Here is a 15,388-nt window from a genome sequence, read left to right as displayed (position 1 = left end):
CTGCCCCCCGAGGGGGCTGGGCCTGCCTTGGGGCGGCCCGGCGGCTGGCCCGGTGTGCCACCGCCCAGCGGTGGAGCTTGGGGGCGCTACAGGTTCAGGAAAGTGAAGAGAGCTTCGATGTGGTCGTCGAAGTCGCTGATGGCGTGGTCGCTGCCTTCGAGCAGGCGCACCGTGCCGCCGGCGCAGAAGGCCTGCATTTCCCGCCAGTCCAGCACTTCATCGCCCTTGGAAATGATGGCGAACAAACGTTCGGGCGTGGTGGGCTGGCGGGCCGCCAGCCGCTCGATGTCGGCCTGCTGCGTCCGCAACTCGTCCACAAAGCCGGGCTGGAAAAAGAAACGTTCCTGGGCGTCGTGCCACGCTGTCTGCTCGCCGATGTAAGCCGAAAGATCGCGCGCCGGAAACGGAGCCGGGTTCAGCAGCACCGCAGGGCAGCCGGTTTGCAGCGAGAACCAGCGAGCGTAGAAGCCGCCCAGCGAGGAACCCACCACCGCCATGCGCTCGCGCGGCCAGCTGGCCGTGCCCTGCACCACCAGCGCCATCGCCTCACGCGGTGAGGGCGGCAGCTGCGGGCACCACCAGGTCACGCCCGGGTGATCGGCCTGCACCCGGGCGGCCACCTTTTGCGCTTTCATGGATTGCGGCGACGAGCGAAAGCCGTGGAGATAGAGCAGGTGGGTGGTGGCCGGGCGCATCGGCGAAGGATAATCCGCGCTGATGTCCGCCGTCTTCGATAAACCCTCCCTGCTGCAGCGCGTCGCCCCGATTTTTCTGGGCTTCGACCTGCCGCTGCTGCTGGCCATCCTGGTCATGGCGGGCGCGGGACTGTTGACCATGTATTCGGTCGGCTTCGACCACGGCACACGGTTTGCCTCCCATGGCCGCAACATGATGATCGCGGCGGCCGTGCTGTTTCTGGTGGCCCAGATCCCGCCACACCGGCTCATGAGCCTGGCGCTGCCCGCCTACACGATGGGGGTGTTGCTGCTGCTGGGCGTGGAGTTTTTCGGCATCGAACGCAAGGGATCGCAGCGCTGGCTGAATGTCGGCATGGTGATCCAGCCCAGCGAGCTGATGAAGATCGCCATGCCGCTCATGCTCGCCTGGTGGTTCCACCGCCGTGAAGGCCAGCTCAAGCCGCTGGACTTTGCTGCCGCCGGCCTGCTGCTGGTGCTGCCGGTGGCGCTGGTGCTCAAGCAGCCCGACCTCGGCACCTCGCTGCTGGTGCTCTCGTCCGGCCTGTTCGTGATCTTCTTCGCCGGACTGAGCTGGAAACTGATCCTGCCACCGGTGATCCTCGGGTCGGTGGGCATCGTGCTGCTGATCTTGTTCGAGCCGCAGCTGTGCGCACCCGACGTGGACTGGCATGTGCTGCGCGAGTACCAGCGCCAGCGCGTCTGCACGCTGCTCGACCCGTCCAAGGACCCGCTGGGCAAGGGTTTTCACATCATCCAGGGCATGATCGCCATCGGCTCCGGCGGCGTCTGGGGCAAGGGCTTCATGCAGGGCACGCAGACGCACCTTGAATTCATTCCCGAGCGCACCACCGACTTCATCTACGCCGCGTTCTCCGAAGAGTTCGGTCTGGTCGGCACGCTGGCCCTGATGGCCGGCTTCATCTTCCTGATCGTGCGCGGACTGGTCATCGCCATGGAGGCCCCCACGCTGTTCTCGCGCCTGCTCGCAGGCGCCCTCACGCTCAACATCTTTGTCTATGCCTTCGTCAACATGGGCATGGTCAGCGGCATCCTGCCGGTGGTGGGCGTTCCCCTGCCGTTCGTGAGTTACGGCGGCACCGCCATGGTGACCATGGGCGTGGGGTTGGGCATGCTCATGTCGATCGCCAAGTCGCGGCGTTTCATGCAGTCATGACGGTCGCCTTCATCGGTGCGGGCAACATGGGCGGCGCCCTGGTTGAGCGCCTGTGCGAGGCGCACTGGCCAGTGACGGTGTGCGACATCGACCCGCTGCGCCAGCAGCAGGCTCTGGCCGCCGGCGCCAGCCTGGCCGACTCACCGCTGTCGGCCGTGGCACAACTGGGTCCTGCGGGCGTGCTCGTGATCGTGGTGGTCGACGCCGCGCAGTGCCGCGAGGTGCTGTGGGGCGAGCAGGGCGCCGCGGCCGGTCTGCGGGCCGGGCAGGCCGTGCTGCTGTGCCCGACCATCGCACCCGAAGACACCGTGGCCATCGCCGAGCGGCTGGCCAGCCAGGCGGTTGACTGCATCGATGCGCCCATGTCGGGAGGCCCGCAGCGCGCACGCGATGGCCGCATGAGCCTGATGGTCGCAGCACCTGGCGCCGTGCTGGAGCGACATGCCGCCTTGCTGTCGGCCCTGTCGCTGCAGGTGATGCGGGTTAGCGAACGCGTGGGCGACGGTGCGCGCACCAAGCTGGTCAACAACCTGCTCGCCGGCATCAACCTGGTGGGCGCGGCCGAGGTGCTGGCGCTGGCCGAACGCATGGGGCTGGACCTGCACACCACGCTGGAGGTGATCGAACACTCCAGCGGACAGAGCTGGATCGGCTCGGACCGCATGCGCCGCGCGATCGACGGCGACCTGGCGCCACGCGCCCATGTGACCCTGCTCGAGAAGGACACCCGACTGGCGTTGGCGGCGGCGCGCAGCGTCGGCTTCGAGGGTCCGCTGGGTGCCAGCGCGGCCGGGGTGTTCAAGGCGGCCAGTGAGGCGGGCATGGCCGATCTGGACGACGCCGCGCTGCTCTCGTTCCTGCGCCGGCACTCCCCAAGACCCTGACACCAGCGCGCGCAGCGGGTGGTTCTTACAATGGTTGGATGATTTCACGCGAACCCACCCTGGCCCGCCTGGCCACCGCCCAAAGCCTGCTCCTCGAACCGTTTGGCCTCACGCCCCTGCATTTGCAACGCGCGCTGGGCGAGATCATGTCGCACGGTGTGGACGATGCCGACCTGTATTTCCAGACCACCCGCAGCGAGGGCTGGAGCCTGGAAGAGGGCATCGTCAAGACCGGCAGCTTCAGCATCGACCAGGGCGTGGGCGTGCGCGCGGTCAGTGGCGAGAAGACCGCGTTTGCCTATTCCGACGACCTTTCCTGGGCGTCGCTGCTGGACGCGGCGCACACGGTGCGCAGCATCTCCGGCCAGGGCCAGTCGAAGAAGGTGAAGACGCCCGCTTCGAAAGTGGCCAGATCGCGCTCGCTCTACGGCGGCGTCGACCCGATCGGCACGCTCGACAGCACGGCCAAGGTGGCGCTGCTCGAGCGGGTGGAGAAACTGGCCAAGGCCAGGGACCCGCGCGTGGTGCAGGTGATGGCCGGTCTGGCCGCCGAGCACGACGTGGTGCTGGTGGCGCGCGCCGACGGCACGCTGGCGGCCGACGTGCGCCCGCTGATCCGGCTCTCGGTCACCGTGATCGCAGAACAATCGGGCCGCCGCGAGGTGGGCTCTTCAGGTGGTGGCGGCCGTTACGGCCTGGCCTACTTTGATGACGAGATGGTGCAGTCGTATGTGGACGAGGCTGTGTCCTATGCCTTGACCAACCTCGACGCGCGCCCTGCGCCGGCCGGCGAGATGGTGGTGGTGCTGGGCTCGGGCTGGCCCGGCATCCTGCTGCACGAAGCCGTGGGTCATGGTCTGGAGGGCGACTTCAACCGCAAGGGCAGCAGCGCCTTTGCCGGACGCATCGGCCAGCGCGTGGCGGCCAGGGGCGTGACCGTGCTGGACGACGGCACCATTGCCGACCGGCGCGGTTCGCTCAACGTGGACGACGAAGGCCACACCTCGCAGAAAAACGTGCTGATCGAAGACGGCATCCTGCGCGGCTACATCCAGGATTCGATGAATGCACGCCTGATGGGCGTGAAGGCCACCGGCAACGGGCGGCGCGAGAGCTACGCCCACGTGCCGATGCCGCGCATGACCAACACCTACATGCTCGGTGGCGACAAGGCGCCCGAGGAAATCGTGGCCAGCATCAAGAAGGGCTTGTACGCCACCAACTTCGGTGGCGGCCAGGTCGATATCACCTCGGGCAAGTTCGTGTTTTCTGCCAGCCAGGCCTACTGGGTGGAAAACGGCCAGATCCAGTACCCGGTGAAGGGCGCGACGCTGGTGGGCAACGGCCCCGACTCGCTGACGCGCGTGAGCATGATCGGCAACGACATGAAGCTCGACAGCGGTGTGGGCACGTGCGGCAAGGAAGGCCAGAGCGTGCCCGTGGGCGTGGGCCAGCCCACGCTGCGCATCGACGGCCTCACCGTGGGTGGCACCGCCTGAGGGTCTGCTCAGGCGCTTGACGCCAGGCCCGGTGCCGGCGTCTTGCCGGGTTTCTTGACGACGGCATAACGCAGCAAGGTCTGCTCACGCGCCACCGCGTGGTCCACCACCGGGTGCGGGTAGGTCCTGCCCAGCTCCACGCCGGCGCCCAGCAGCTCGATCTCGTTGGCCCGCCACGGCGCGTGAATCGCCGCATCCGGCAGACCGGCGAGTTCGGGCACATAGCGCCGGATGAACCTGGCCTGCGGGTCGAACTTCTCGCTCTGGCTCACCGGGTTGAAGATGCGGAAATAGGGTTGTGCGTCGCAACCGCTGGAGCTGGCCCACTGCCAGCCGCCGTTGTTGGCGGCCAGGTCGAAGTCGATCAGCTTGTCGGCGAAGTAGCGCTCGCCCCATTGCCAGTGGATGCCGAGGTCCTTCACCAGAAAACTCGCCACCACCATGCGCAGTCGGTTGTGCATGTAGCCGGTCTGGTTGATCTGGTGCATGGCCGCGTCCACCAGCGGGTACCCGGTGCGGCCCTCGCACCAGGCGGCGAACAGCTCCCTGGCCTGTTTGCCGTGATCGAACCTGATGTGGTCGTACTCGGGCTTGAAGGCCTTCTCCACCACGTGCGGGAAGTTGGCCATCACCTGGTGGTAGAAATCGCGCCAGATCAGCTCGGACAGCCAGGTGCTCGCCCCCGACAAGCCCTGCAGGTGCATCTGGTAGGCCACCGAGGCCAGGTGGCGGATCGAGATGGTTCCAAAGCGCAGGTGCACGCTCAGGTAGCTCGGGCCTTTGACCGCGGGGAAGTTGCGCGTCTCGTCGTAGCGCTCGATGCGTTCGACAAAGTCCTCAAACAGGCGGTGGGCCCCGCTCGTTCCCGTGGGCAGGGGCAGCTGGCCGAGGTTGGTGGTCTCGAAACCCAGGTCGGCCAGCGTGGGCATCGGCCTTGCCAGTGCCTCGGGCACGCTGGCCAGCGTGCCGGCGTGGGCCGCCACCGCATGGGGTTTCAGTTGCGAGGGCGTGAGTGCCTTGAGCCAGGCGTTCTTGTAGGGCGTGAACACGCCAAACGCGTGCCCGGCCTGCGTGAGCACCTCGCGCCGCTCGAAGACCACATGGTCCTTGTGGCTGTGCAGCATGATGCCGGCGTGCGCGAGGGCGCCGAGCACCTGGGCATCGCGTGCCAGCGCAGCGGGTTCGTCGTCGTGGTTGGCAAAAACCGCCTGCACCGCCAGCTGCTGTGCCAGCGCCGTCACCCGCTGGATCGCCGGCCCGTGCAGCACGATCAGGCCCACGCCCGCCGTGCCGTTGTCGCGTCCGAGCGCGCGCAGTGAAGCGTCCAGCTCCACCAGCGATTCGCGGATGAACTCCACCCGCCGGTCGGCCACCAGTCCCCGCTCCAGCAGCGCATCGAGGATGTCGGTGTCGAACACGAACACGCACCAGACCTGCCGGCAGACCTTGAGTGCGTGGTGCAGCGCCGCGTTGTCCTCGGCGCGCAGGTCGCGCCGGAACCACATCAGGCCTTTGTCGTAGGTGTTCATGCTGGCGGTTGGAGGGCGCTGGGGAGATGGCCGCAGGCGGCCGGAGGGCACGAGGCAAGCCGCTTAAAATCCGCGGATGCCAGCTGATTTTGCCCCCATCAACCTGACCAATCATTTCCTGATTGCGATGCCCGGCCTCAGCGACGAGCTATTTGGCCGCAGCGTGGTGTTCATGTGCGAGCACAGCGAACGTGGGGCCCTCGGTCTGGTGATCAACAAGCCCAGCGACATCCTGCTGCCCCGCCTGTTCGAGAAGGTCGACCTGCCCATGGGCCGCGACGACCTGCTGGAGTTGCCGGTGTTCCAGGGCGGCCCTGTGCAGACCGAGCGCGGCTTCGTGCTGCACGAGGCGGTGTCGGGCGAGGGCGAGTCGGTGTATGCGTCCACCCTGTCCATTCCAGGCGGCCTGGAGATGACCACCTCGAAGGACGTGCTGGAAGCCATGGCTTCGGGCGCCGGCCCGCGCCGGGTGTTCGTGTCGCTCGGGTATGCCTCGTGGGGTCAGGGCCAGCTCGAATCGGAGATCACCGAAAACAGCTGGCTCACCGTGGAAGCCGACCCTGCCGTCATTTTTGACGCGCCCGTGGCCGAACGTTATGAACGCGCGATGGCCTTGCTCGGCCTGCAGCCGTGGATGCTTTCCCCAGACGCGGGGCACGCATAGTGGTGGAACCCCCACGCTCCGCCGCTTCGCGGGTCGCTGCCCCCCGAGGGGGCGGGGCCGGCCCGGTCACTTCTTCGATCGAAGTCCCGGCGCATTGCCAGATGTTTCTGGCGTTCGACTTCGGACTCAAACGCACCGGCGTGGCCACGGGCAACCGCATCACCCGCAGCGCCACGCCGCAGGCCACCATTGCCGCCGAAGGTGACGCGCGCTTTCCCTTGATCGCGCAGCGCCTGAAAGAGTGGCAACCCGATGCCCTGGTGGTCGGCGTGCCTTGCCACCCCGACGGCGCACCCCACGAGAACACCGCGCGTGCGCTGAAATTTGCCAGGCAGCTGCGCGGCCGTCACGGCCTGCCGGTGTTCGAGGTGGACGAGCGTTACAGCACCACCGAAGCCCACAGCCTGGGCGCCAAAGATGCCGACGCCGCGTCGGCCTGCATCATCCTGGAACAATTCTTGAGGAGCCTGCCTTGACATCGCCGTCCCACCTGCCCGATGCCGAGGCGCTGTACAGCGAGTTGCTGGCCGGCGTGAAGAAACTGGTGGCTGCGCCGCCACAAGGCACCTTGCTCGCCGGCATCACCTCCGGCGGCGCCTGGCTCGCCGAGCGCCTGCAGCGCGACCTCGGCCTGCCGGGCGACGCCGGTGTGATCTCGTCGAGCATGCACCGCGACGATTTCGCGCAGCGCGGTCTCGCCACCAGTGCTCAAACGGTGTTGCCCTTCGACGTGAACGGCGCGCACGTGCTGCTGGTCGACGACGTGCTCTACACCGGGCGCACGCTGCGCGCGGTGATCAACGAATTGTTCGACTACGGCCGCCCGGCCAGCGTTCGCCTGGCGGTGCTGGTCGACCGGGGCGGACGCGAGCTGCCGATCGAAGCCACTGTGTGCGCGGCGCGCGTGACCCTGGCCGACGACCAGTTGCTCGAACTGGCGCGCGACGATGCCGGGCGCCTGAGCTTCGTGCTCGAATCCAAAAAGGCCTGACCGTGCGACGCAATCCCCAGCTCAACAAGAACGGTGAACTGATCCACCTGCTCTCCACCGAGGGCCTCTCGCGCGACATCCTCACGCAGATCCTGGACACCGCCGCCAATTTCGTGAGCGTGAGCAACCGCGAGGTGAAGAAGGTGCCGCTGCTGCGGGGAAAGAGCGTGTTCAACCTGTTCTTCGAGAACAGCACGCGCACGCGCACCACCTTCGAGATCGCGGCCACGCGCCTCAGCGCCGATGTGATCAACCTCGACATCGCGCGCAGCTCCACCGCCAAGGGCGAGTCGTTGCTCGACACCATCGCCAACCTCAGCGCCATGGCGGCCGACATCTTCGTCGTGCGCCACAGCGAGTCGGGCGCGCCCTACCTGATTGCGCAGCATGTGGCCCCGCACGTGCACGTGATCAACGCCGGCGACGGGCGCCACGCGCACCCCACCCAGGGGCTGCTCGACATGTACACCATCCGTCACTACAAGCAGGATTTCACCCGGCTCTCGGTGGCCATCGTCGGCGACGTGCTGCACTCGCGCGTGGCGCGCTCGGACATCCACGCCCTCACCACGCTGGGCTGCCCCGACGTGCGCGTGGTCGGCCCGCGCACCCTGGTGCCCAGTGACCTCTCGCAGATGGGCGTGCGCGTGTGCCACACGCTGGAAGAGGGCATCAAGGACTGCGACGTGGTGATCACGCTGCGCTTGCAGAACGAGCGCATGAGCGGCGCGCTGCTGCCCTCGAGCCAGGAGTACTTCAAGAGCTTCGGCCTCACGCCCGAGCGCATGCGCTGGGCGAAGCCGGACGCGATCGTGATGCACCCGGGGCCGATCAACCGCGGCGTGGAGATCGACTCGGCGGTGGTGGACGGACCGCAGAGCGTGATCCTGCCGCAGGTCACCTACGGCATCGCGGTGCGCATGGCCGTGATGTCCATCGTTGCCAGCAATGAGGCCTGACCCCCACGCTCCACCGCTGCGCGGGTCGCTGCCCCCCGAGGGGGCACGTTTCGCCTTGGGGCGGCCCGGCGGCGAAACCTTTGACCCCCACGCTCCACCGCTGCGAGGGTCGCTGCCCCCCGAGGGGGCACGTTTCGCCTTGGGGCGGCCCGGCGGCGAAACCTTTGACCCCCACGCTCCACCGCTGCGAGGGTCGCTGCCCCCCGAGGGGGCACGTTTCGCCTTGGGGCGGCCCGGCGGCGAAACCTGGCACAACAAGGTAACGACATGAAGATCCTGATCCAGAACGGCCGTGTCATGGACCCGGCCACCGGCCGCGACGAGTTGGCCGATGTGGCCATTGCCGCCGGCCGCATCATCGCCATCGGCAGCGTGGCGCCCGACTTCCACCCCAACCGAACCATCGACGCCACCGGCTGCGTGGTGGCGCCCGGTCTGGTGGACCTCGCGGTTCGCCTGCGCGAACCCGGCCAGGAGCACGCCGGCATGCTCGAGAGCGAAATGGCCGCGGCCGTGGCCGGCGGCGTGACCTCGCTGGTCTGCCCGCCCGACACCGATCCGGTGCTCGACGAACCGGGGCTGGTGGACATGCTCAAGTTCCGCGCCGAAAAACTGCATCTGGCGCGCGTGTTTCCGCTGGGCGCACTCACCCGTGGCCTGCAAGGCGAGGTGCTCACCGAAATGGCCGAGCTCACCGAATCGGGCTGCATCGGTTTCGGGCAGGCCGAGGTGCCGATCGTCAACGTGCAGGTGCTGCAGCGCGCGCTGCAGTACGCCGCCACCTTCGGCTACACCGTGTGGCTGCGACCGCAGGACTTCTGGCTCGGCAAAGGCGTGGCCGCCAGCGGTCCGCTGGCCACGCGCCTGGGTCTGGCCGGCATTACGGCAGCGGCCGAAACCATCGCGCTGCACACGCTGTTTGAACTCATGCGCGCCACCCAGGGCAAGACGCCGGGCAGCGCGAACGCGCGCGTGCACCTGTGCCGCATCAGCAGCGCCGCCGGGCTGGCGCTGCTGCGCCAGGCCAAGGCCGAGGGCCTGCCGGTCACCTGCGATGTGAGCGTGCACAACCTGCACCTGACCGACATCGACATCGGCTATTACGACAGCCGCCTGCGGCTGCAACCCCCGGTGCGCCAGCAGCGCGACCGTGATGCGCTGCGTGCCGGTCTGGCCGACGGCACCATCGACGCGTTGGTGTCCGACCACAACCCGGTCGACAGCGACGCCAAGACGCTGCCGTTTGCCGAGGCCGAGCCCGGCGCCACCGCGGTGGAACTGCTGCTCGGCCTGGCCTGCACCTGGGCACAGCAGGAGGGCCTGGGCCTGATGCAGGCGCTGGCCGTGCTCACCAGCGGCCCGCAGTCGGTGCTGGGAGCGAGCCTGGGCACCCTGCAGGCCAGCGTGGGCCGCGTGGCGGTGGGCGGTGTGGCCGACCTGTGCATCTTCGACCCGAACGCGAGCTGGACGGTGCAGGCCGACGCCTTGCGCAGCCAGGGCAAGCACACGCCCTTCGGCGGGCACGAGTTGCCCACCCGCGTGCGCGCCACGCTGGTGGGCGGACAGGTGGCGCACCATGCGCCGGACACCGAACGGAACCGCACGGTGTGAACCGGCTGCGCGCGTCCTGGCGCGCCCTGCGCGCCGTGGGCCACGTGGTGCGTGGCCTGTGGATCATCCGTACCGAGTTCGGCCGACTCTCTGCGCCCCAGACCGGGCTGCTGGTGAGCGCCTGGTCGCGCCAGATGCTCGGCATCGTGGGCGTTGAACTGGTGGTGGAGGGCGCACCGCCCGCGCACGGTCCGCTGCTGATGGTCTCCAACCACATTTCCTGGCTCGACATCCTGGTGCTCAATGCGGCCCACCCCAGCCGTTTCGTCTCCAAGGCCGACGTGAAAACCTGGCCGCTGCTCGGCTCGCTCATCACCGGTGCCGGCACGCTCTACATCGAACGCGAAAGCCGGCGCGATGCCATGCGGGTGGTGCACCACATGGCCGAGCGCCTGCGCGCGGGAGACATCCTCACCGTGTTTCCCGAGGGCACCACCAGCGATGGCCGCACCCTGCTGCCGTTTCACGCCAACCTGTTGCAGGCCGCGATCACGGCCAATGCGCCGGTGCTGCCGCTGGCGCTGGGTTTTGTCGACAGCATCCGCGGTGGCCGGCACGATGGTCCGCTCTTCATCGGCGACACCACGCTGGTGGCCTCTGTCTGGGCCACGCTGTGTGGCGACGGCGTGCAGGCCCGGGTGCGCTACGGCGAGCCGCAACTGCCGCATGGGCGCGACCGGCGCACCTGGGCGCTGGACTTGCGCGCCGAGGTCGCTCGCCTGTGCGAACCGACGGCCTGATCAGCCTTTGGCGCGCTGGAGCATCAGCTCGGTGTTGGTCTTGCGGTCGGCGTTGACCCGCTGCACGGTGGGGCGTTCACCCAGCAGTTTCAAGTAGTCGCGCACCGGCAGCTCGGCCAGGCAGTCGCGGCCGTAAATGATCTTGGTCGCGCTGCTCACCAGCGGCAGGTGCACGGCGGCGGCGCAATCGGCCAGGGTGAAGGTATCGCCGGCAATGAAGGGGGAAAACTTCACCAGCTGGGCAAATGCCGCCACGTTTTTGGTCAGCTGTTCGCCGGTTTTTTCCTTGGCGGCATCGCTCACCTTGCCACCGAAGAACGCTTCGCCATACAGGTTGCGCGCCACCAGCTCCAGGTGCAGTTCGAGGTAACGCACGATCTCGCGCACCTTGCCTTTGGCGAACGCATCGGCCGGCATGAGCGGGTGCGCCGGGTAGGCGTCCTCGATGTATTCCAGCAGCACGGTGGACTCGGACAGCGGGCCCGCATCCGTCTTCAGGTACGGCACCTTGCCCAGCGGGCTGGCGGCCTTGTCCGTCTGGCCGACCCAGGCCAGTTCCTCCTCGAAGGCCACCCCTTTTTCAAGCAGGGCGAGCTTGACCTTGTTGTAGTAGTTGCTGGCCGAGAAGCCGCAGAGTGTGAGCATGGGGGTCTCCGTTGTTGGGGGGTGCGTGCATCGTATTCGCGCGGGGGATGTCCCGGGCGTCCCGCAGTTGACGCGAGCCGCTGATAAACTCGTCCGACATGCCAACCCACCGTCCCACTCGCCGACTCGCTGCCTGGCTGGCCCTGCTGGCCATGCTCTGGGGCGCGCTCGCGCCCACGCTGGCGCAGGCCGCCGTGGCCGGATCGGGCAGCCAGGGCTGGGTGGAGGTGTGCAGCACCACCGGGGTGGTGTGGGTGCAGCTCGATGGTCCTGCCGAGCCGGCGGGTACCGATCACGCTCCGGGCCTCATGGACGCGTCTTCCTGCGCCTGGTGTCTGCTTCAAGGGGCAGGCAACCTGCCCCCGGTCCATGCCGCCACGAGCCTGACCACGAACGAGCCAGGCGCCAGGCCTGGCTGGAATTTCTCGTCGATCCTGCCCTGTGCGGTGTGGTCGACGGCGCAATCGCGCGCCCCACCGCTCGCCTGAGCGGGCCAGACCCCGGCTTCGGCCGGTGCGGGTCTGCCGTGGTTTTCCCTGTCCCGCTGCGCGCGCCTGTCGCCAGCAGGCCCGTTTTTCATTCCCCCCAATCCCTCTGGAGTCCCCATGAAAAAAGTCATCGTTGCCACCTTGTTGTCACTCACCGCGAGCGCCTGGGCGCAAACGCCTGCCCCGGTTGAAGTCAAGGACGCCTGGGTCCGCGCCACCGTGGCCCAGCAGAAGGCCACCGGCGCCTTCATGCAACTCACCGCCCAGGCCGACACCCGCGTGGTTCAGGCCAGCTCGCCCATTGCCGGTGTGGTCGAGATCCACGAAATGGCGATGGACAAGGACGTGATGAAGATGCGCGCCATTCCCGCCCTGGCCTTGCCGGCGGGCAAGACCGTCGAGCTCAAGCCCGGTGGTTACCACGTGATGCTGATGGACCTGAAGGCGGCGGTGAAGGCGGGCGATGTGGTGCCCGTGACGCTGGTGCTTGAAGGCAAGGACGGCCTGCGCACCTCGCTGGAAGTGAAGGCCACGGCGCGTCCCCTGGGCAACATGGCCGCCTCGCCTGGCGCGAACCACGGTCAGCACAAGCCCTGAGGGGGTGCTGCGGGGCCGCTCGCGGGCGGCTTGAGCGACCTCAGGCCGCCGGGGCGGACCGCACCACGCCCGGCGCGGGCGGGCTCGAGGCGCCCGATCCGCGCTCGAAGGTGACCACGTGGTCCACCTCGGCCCGGATGCCGATCCATTCGCCCACCGCGTGGTTGTGGTGCGAAGGCACGTGCGTCATCAGCACCTCGCCGCTGGCCAGTCGCAGCGTGTAGAGGAATTCGGAGCCGCGAAAGGCCTTGCGCAGGATCTGCGCCTTCACCGGCGCATGGTCGTCGTGCACGATGTCGTCGGCGCGCAGCAGCACATCACAAAGGCCCGAGGCATACGCCGTGGGCAGCGGGCATTCGTCCATGTCCTGCAGCGCGCCCAGCGGCGTCTGCACCGACACATCGTTGCCCACCTGGCTGATCTGCGCCGGCGCGAACACGCCGTGCCCGATGAACTCGGCCACGAAGCGCGTGGCCGGTCGGTGGTAGAGCGCGTAGGCGTCTTCCCACTGGTGCAGGTGGCCTTCGTGCATCACGCCGATCACGTCGCCGATGGCAAAGGCCTCCAGCTGGTCGTGGGTGACGAACAGCGCCGTGGCGCCCGCGGCCTTGAGGATGCCGCGCACCTCGTGGGCCAGGCGCTCGCGCAGGTCCACGTCGAGATTGGAAAACGGTTCGTCCAGCAGCAACAGGCGCGGGCGTGGTGCCAGCGCGCGGGCCAGCGCCACGCGCTGCTGCTGCCCGCCCGAGAGCTCATGCGGGAAACGTGCCTGCATGCCGTCCAGCCCAACCAGCTTGAGCACCTCGGCCACGCGCGCATCGCGCTCGGTGCGCGCCAGCCGGTGAATGCCGAAGGCGATGTTCTTGCCCACGTCGAGGTGCGGAAACAGGGCGTAGTCCTGGAACACCATGCCGATGCGCCGCTGCTCGGCCGGCATGTGGTGCGTGCCGTCGCTGACCTTCTCGCCTTCGAGCGTGATGCTGCCGCTGCTGGCGTGCTCCAGGCCGGCCACCGCGCGCAGCAGGGTGGTCTTGCCGCAGCCCGAGGGACCGATCAGCACGCCGATCTCACCGGCGCGAAGTCCCAGCGTCACACCGTCCACCGCCGCCTGGGGCTGGCCGGGGTAGCGCACGCTGAGCTGGGAGACTTTCAGGAACATGGTGGGGCATTGTAGATAACTACAATTCTCATTTGCATTGATGTGCATCAAAGGCCCCGCGAGGAACGCGGCAGCCTCGCGTGCCATCATCCCGCCCAGCCCTTCCTCTCCCTCTCCCTCCCCTTTTTTCTGCCTGTCATGCTGCGTTGGTTGGCCCTTGCCCCCCTGATCCTGCTCGCCGGTCTGCTCACGCTACCCGTGCTGTCGCTCGGCGGCTCGTGGTTCCAGTTCGACGCCGCGGCACGCGACGTGCTCGTCCAGATGGCCCGGACGGTGTTGCCCGAGTACGCGCTGACCACCTTGGCGCTGTGTCTGGCGGTGGCCGTCGGTGTGGCGGTGGTGGGCATGCTCACCGCCAGCGCGGTGACCTTGTTCGAGTTCCCGGGCCGGCGGTTTTTCGAATGGGCCTTGCTGCTCCCGCTGGCCATGCCGGCCTATGTGGTGGCCTATGCCTACACCGACTTCCTGCAGTTCAGCGGCCCGCTGCAGGTGTGGATGCGCGAGAGCTTCGGCCTGAGCGGGCGCGTGTTCCCGGAAATCCGCAACACGCCCGGTGCGGTCTGGGTGTTCACGTTCTCGCTCTACCCGTATGTGTACCTGCTGGCGCGCACGGCGCTGTCCGAGCGCGCCTCGCAGCTGATGGAAGCCGCGCGTCTGCTGGGCGCACCGCTGGCGCGGCGCATCCGCGAAGTGGCGCTGCCGCTGGCACGCCCCGCCGTGGCCGCCGGTGTGGCGCTGGCGCTCATGGAAACGCTGGCCGATTTCGGCGTGGTGAGCTACTTCGGCGTTCAGACCTTCACCGCCGGCATCTACAAGGCCTGGCTGGCCATGGACAACCGCTCCGCCGCGGCCCAGCTCGCCACCATGCTGCTGGCCGTGGTGGCCTTGCTGCTGTGGCTGGAACACCGCGCACAGCACCGCATGCGTTTCTCGACCCTGCGCGGCCAGCGCGCCGGCAGCAGCGAGGCCCAGCCTGCGCAGCTGCACGGCGGGCGGGCCGCGCTGGCGGTGGCGCTGTGCGCCTTGCCGATCGCCTTTGGTTTTGTGCTGCCGGTGCTGTTCATGCTGCGTCCGCTCATGGGTGGCTGGGAAGAACTGCCCTGGTCGGGCTTCGTGCAGTGGTCGCGCAACAGCGTGCGGCTCGCCAGCCTGTCGGCCGCGCTCGCCACCCTGATCGCGCTGGCGCTGGCCTTTGCCGTGCGGGCACAGCCCGGCCGCATCACGCGCGGTGTGGTGCAGCTCGCCAGCCTGGGATACGCGGTGCCCGGGGCGGTCATCGTCGTCGGCCTGCTGCTGCCGGTGGGCTGGCTGCAGGCCGTCCAGCCCGACACCAGCGTGGGCTACCTCGTCACCGCCACCGCGCTGGGCATCGTCTGGGCCTACCTGGTGCGCTTCACGGCCGTGGCCCTGCAGTCGCTGCAGAGCGGCTACGCGCGCATCCCGGCCAGCCTGGACGACTCGGCCCGCATGCTCGGCACCACCGGCGTGGGGCTGGCCGTGCGTGTGCACTGGCCGCTGCTCAAACGCTCCACCGCCGCCGCCGCGCTGCTGGTGTTCGTGGACGTGATGAAGGAACTGCCCGCCACGCTGGTGCTGCGTCCCTTCAACAGCGACACGCTGGCGGTGGTGACCTACCAGCTCGCGCGCGATGAGCGGCTGGGTGAAGCGGCATTGCCCGCGCTCGCGCTGGTGCTGGTGGGCCTGGTGCCGGTGATCCTGCTGAGCCGGACCTTGCGACAGCGCTGAGCGG

General features: G+C 68.4%; 16 protein-coding genes. 12 read left to right on the top strand and 4 right to left on the bottom strand.

Annotation, left to right across the window (positions count from 1 at the left end):
• Nucleotides 1–86 precede the first annotated feature (86 nt).
• A complete protein-coding gene (locus tag QUV35_RS11070; protein ID WP_300873640.1) occupies nucleotides 87–695 on the bottom strand; it encodes a YqiA/YcfP family alpha/beta fold hydrolase in 609 nt (202 codons plus the stop codon).
• A gap of 22 nt (nucleotides 696–717) precedes the next feature.
• Between QUV35_RS11070 and rodA the strand changes: the two genes are divergently transcribed.
• The 3 genes from rodA to tldD are packed head-to-tail and all read left to right on the top strand — an operon-like array spanning nucleotide 718 to nucleotide 4,255.
• Complete coding sequence (rodA, locus tag QUV35_RS11065; RefSeq protein WP_300873638.1) at nucleotides 718–1,872, top strand: rod shape-determining protein RodA; 1,155 nt, start codon at nucleotides 718–720, stop codon at nucleotides 1,870–1,872.
• Complete coding sequence (locus tag QUV35_RS11060; protein WP_300873636.1) at nucleotides 1,869–2,756, top strand: NAD(P)-dependent oxidoreductase; 888 nt, start codon at nucleotides 1,869–1,871, stop codon at nucleotides 2,754–2,756. Before rodA ends, QUV35_RS11060 begins: the two co-directional genes overlap by 4 nt.
• 38 nt (nucleotides 2,757–2,794) lie before the next feature.
• Nucleotides 2,795–4,255, top strand: coding sequence for a metalloprotease TldD (tldD, locus tag QUV35_RS11055; RefSeq protein WP_300873634.1), 1,461 nt, complete (start codon nucleotides 2,795–2,797; stop codon nucleotides 4,253–4,255).
• Between the two features lie 8 nt (nucleotides 4,256–4,263).
• On the opposite strand, the gene QUV35_RS11050 is transcribed toward tldD, so the two are convergent.
• The gene (locus QUV35_RS11050; protein WP_300873632.1) at nucleotides 4,264–5,784 is read right to left on the bottom strand and encodes a deoxyribodipyrimidine photo-lyase; all 1,521 of its coding nucleotides are present in this window, start codon (nucleotides 5,782–5,784) and stop codon (nucleotides 4,264–4,266) included.
• 76 nt (nucleotides 5,785–5,860) lie between these two features.
• Here QUV35_RS11050 and QUV35_RS11045 point away from each other — a divergent pair, with 76 nt between their 5' ends.
• From QUV35_RS11045 to QUV35_RS11020, 6 genes are all read left to right on the top strand, one after another.
• Entirely contained in the window at nucleotides 5,861–6,448 is a 588-nt protein-coding gene (locus QUV35_RS11045) for a YqgE/AlgH family protein (RefSeq protein WP_300873630.1), read from the top strand.
• A gap of 101 nt (nucleotides 6,449–6,549) precedes the next feature.
• Entirely contained in the window at nucleotides 6,550–6,924 is a 375-nt protein-coding gene (gene ruvX / locus QUV35_RS11040; RefSeq protein WP_300873628.1) for a Holliday junction resolvase RuvX, read from the top strand.
• Nucleotides 6,921–7,439 carry a bifunctional pyr operon transcriptional regulator/uracil phosphoribosyltransferase PyrR gene (gene pyrR / locus QUV35_RS11035; RefSeq protein ID WP_300873626.1) on the top strand — a complete coding sequence of 173 codons (519 nt, stop codon included), beginning with the start codon at nucleotides 6,921–6,923 and terminating at the stop codon, nucleotides 7,437–7,439. The genes ruvX and pyrR overlap by 4 nt, the downstream gene beginning before the upstream one ends.
• On the top strand, nucleotides 7,436–8,398 hold the full coding sequence (locus tag QUV35_RS11030) for an aspartate carbamoyltransferase catalytic subunit (RefSeq protein WP_300873660.1): 963 nt from the start codon (nucleotides 7,436–7,438) through the stop codon (nucleotides 8,396–8,398). The genes pyrR and QUV35_RS11030 overlap by 4 nt, the downstream gene beginning before the upstream one ends.
• A 267-nt stretch (nucleotides 8,399–8,665) precedes the next feature.
• Nucleotides 8,666–10,009, top strand: a complete 1,344-nt coding sequence (locus QUV35_RS11025) for a dihydroorotase (RefSeq protein ID WP_300873623.1) — start codon at nucleotides 8,666–8,668, stop codon at nucleotides 10,007–10,009.
• A complete protein-coding gene (locus QUV35_RS11020) occupies nucleotides 10,006–10,749 on the top strand; it encodes a 1-acyl-sn-glycerol-3-phosphate acyltransferase (RefSeq protein WP_300873621.1) in 744 nt (247 codons plus the stop codon). Before QUV35_RS11025 ends, QUV35_RS11020 begins: the two co-directional genes overlap by 4 nt.
• On the opposite strand, the gene QUV35_RS11015 is transcribed toward QUV35_RS11020, so the two are convergent.
• Nucleotides 10,750–11,394 carry a glutathione S-transferase gene (locus QUV35_RS11015; protein ID WP_300873619.1) on the bottom strand — a complete coding sequence of 215 codons (645 nt, stop codon included), beginning with the start codon at nucleotides 11,392–11,394 and terminating at the stop codon, nucleotides 10,750–10,752.
• Between the two features lie 98 nt (nucleotides 11,395–11,492).
• Here QUV35_RS11015 and QUV35_RS11010 point away from each other — a divergent pair, with 98 nt between their 5' ends.
• Both QUV35_RS11010 and QUV35_RS11005 read left to right on the top strand, forming a co-directional pair.
• Nucleotides 11,493–11,882 carry a DUF2946 family protein gene (locus QUV35_RS11010; RefSeq protein ID WP_300873617.1) on the top strand — a complete coding sequence of 130 codons (390 nt, stop codon included), beginning with the start codon at nucleotides 11,493–11,495 and terminating at the stop codon, nucleotides 11,880–11,882.
• A gap of 117 nt (nucleotides 11,883–11,999) precedes the next feature.
• Nucleotides 12,000–12,479, top strand: coding sequence for a copper chaperone PCu(A)C (locus QUV35_RS11005; protein ID WP_300873615.1), 480 nt, complete (start codon nucleotides 12,000–12,002; stop codon nucleotides 12,477–12,479).
• 40 nt (nucleotides 12,480–12,519) lie between these two features.
• Here QUV35_RS11005 and QUV35_RS11000 read toward each other — a convergent pair whose 3' ends face one another.
• Nucleotides 12,520–13,638 carry an ABC transporter ATP-binding protein gene (locus QUV35_RS11000; protein WP_300873613.1) on the bottom strand — a complete coding sequence of 373 codons (1,119 nt, stop codon included), beginning with the start codon at nucleotides 13,636–13,638 and terminating at the stop codon, nucleotides 12,520–12,522.
• Between the two features lie 138 nt (nucleotides 13,639–13,776).
• On the opposite strand from QUV35_RS11000, the gene QUV35_RS10995 reads away from it, so the two are divergent.
• Nucleotides 13,777–15,384: an iron ABC transporter permease gene (locus QUV35_RS10995; RefSeq protein WP_300873611.1), complete on the top strand. Its 1,608-nt coding sequence runs from the start codon at nucleotides 13,777–13,779 to the stop codon at nucleotides 15,382–15,384.
• The last annotated feature ends 4 nt before the right edge of the window (nucleotides 15,385–15,388 follow it).

The organism is Hydrogenophaga sp. (genome assembly GCF_030373225.1).
In the GTDB taxonomy this organism is placed as follows: Bacteria; Pseudomonadota; Gammaproteobacteria; order Burkholderiales; family Burkholderiaceae_C; genus Hydrogenophaga.
The sequence above is the reverse complement of the archived record's forward strand: the minus strand, read 5'-3'. Positions and strand labels throughout refer to the sequence as shown.

Excerpts from the sequence above, each read along its gene's own strand:
- QUV35_RS11070 (WP_300873640.1), bottom strand. The coding sequence starts at position 695 with ATGCGCCCGGCCACCACCCACCTGCTCTATCTCCACGGCTTTCGCTCG.
- rodA (WP_300873638.1), top strand. The coding sequence starts at position 718 with ATGTCCGCCGTCTTCGATAAACCCTCCCTGCTGCAGCGCGTCGCCCCG.
- QUV35_RS11060 (WP_300873636.1), top strand. The coding sequence starts at position 1,869 with ATGACGGTCGCCTTCATCGGTGCGGGCAACATGGGCGGCGCCCTGGTT.
- tldD (WP_300873634.1), top strand. The coding sequence starts at position 2,795 with ATGATTTCACGCGAACCCACCCTGGCCCGCCTGGCCACCGCCCAAAGC.
- QUV35_RS11050 (WP_300873632.1), bottom strand. The coding sequence starts at position 5,784 with ATGAACACCTACGACAAAGGCCTGATGTGGTTCCGGCGCGACCTGCGC.
- QUV35_RS11045 (WP_300873630.1), top strand. The coding sequence starts at position 5,861 with ATGCCAGCTGATTTTGCCCCCATCAACCTGACCAATCATTTCCTGATT.
- ruvX (WP_300873628.1), top strand. The coding sequence starts at position 6,550 with ATGTTTCTGGCGTTCGACTTCGGACTCAAACGCACCGGCGTGGCCACG.
- QUV35_RS11025 (WP_300873623.1), top strand. The coding sequence starts at position 8,666 with ATGAAGATCCTGATCCAGAACGGCCGTGTCATGGACCCGGCCACCGGC.
- QUV35_RS11015 (WP_300873619.1), bottom strand. The coding sequence starts at position 11,394 with ATGCTCACACTCTGCGGCTTCTCGGCCAGCAACTACTACAACAAGGTC.
- QUV35_RS11010 (WP_300873617.1), top strand. The coding sequence starts at position 11,493 with ATGCCAACCCACCGTCCCACTCGCCGACTCGCTGCCTGGCTGGCCCTG.
- QUV35_RS11005 (WP_300873615.1), top strand. The coding sequence starts at position 12,000 with ATGAAAAAAGTCATCGTTGCCACCTTGTTGTCACTCACCGCGAGCGCC.
- QUV35_RS11000 (WP_300873613.1), bottom strand. The coding sequence starts at position 13,638 with ATGTTCCTGAAAGTCTCCCAGCTCAGCGTGCGCTACCCCGGCCAGCCC.
- QUV35_RS10995 (WP_300873611.1), top strand. The coding sequence starts at position 13,777 with ATGCTGCGTTGGTTGGCCCTTGCCCCCCTGATCCTGCTCGCCGGTCTG.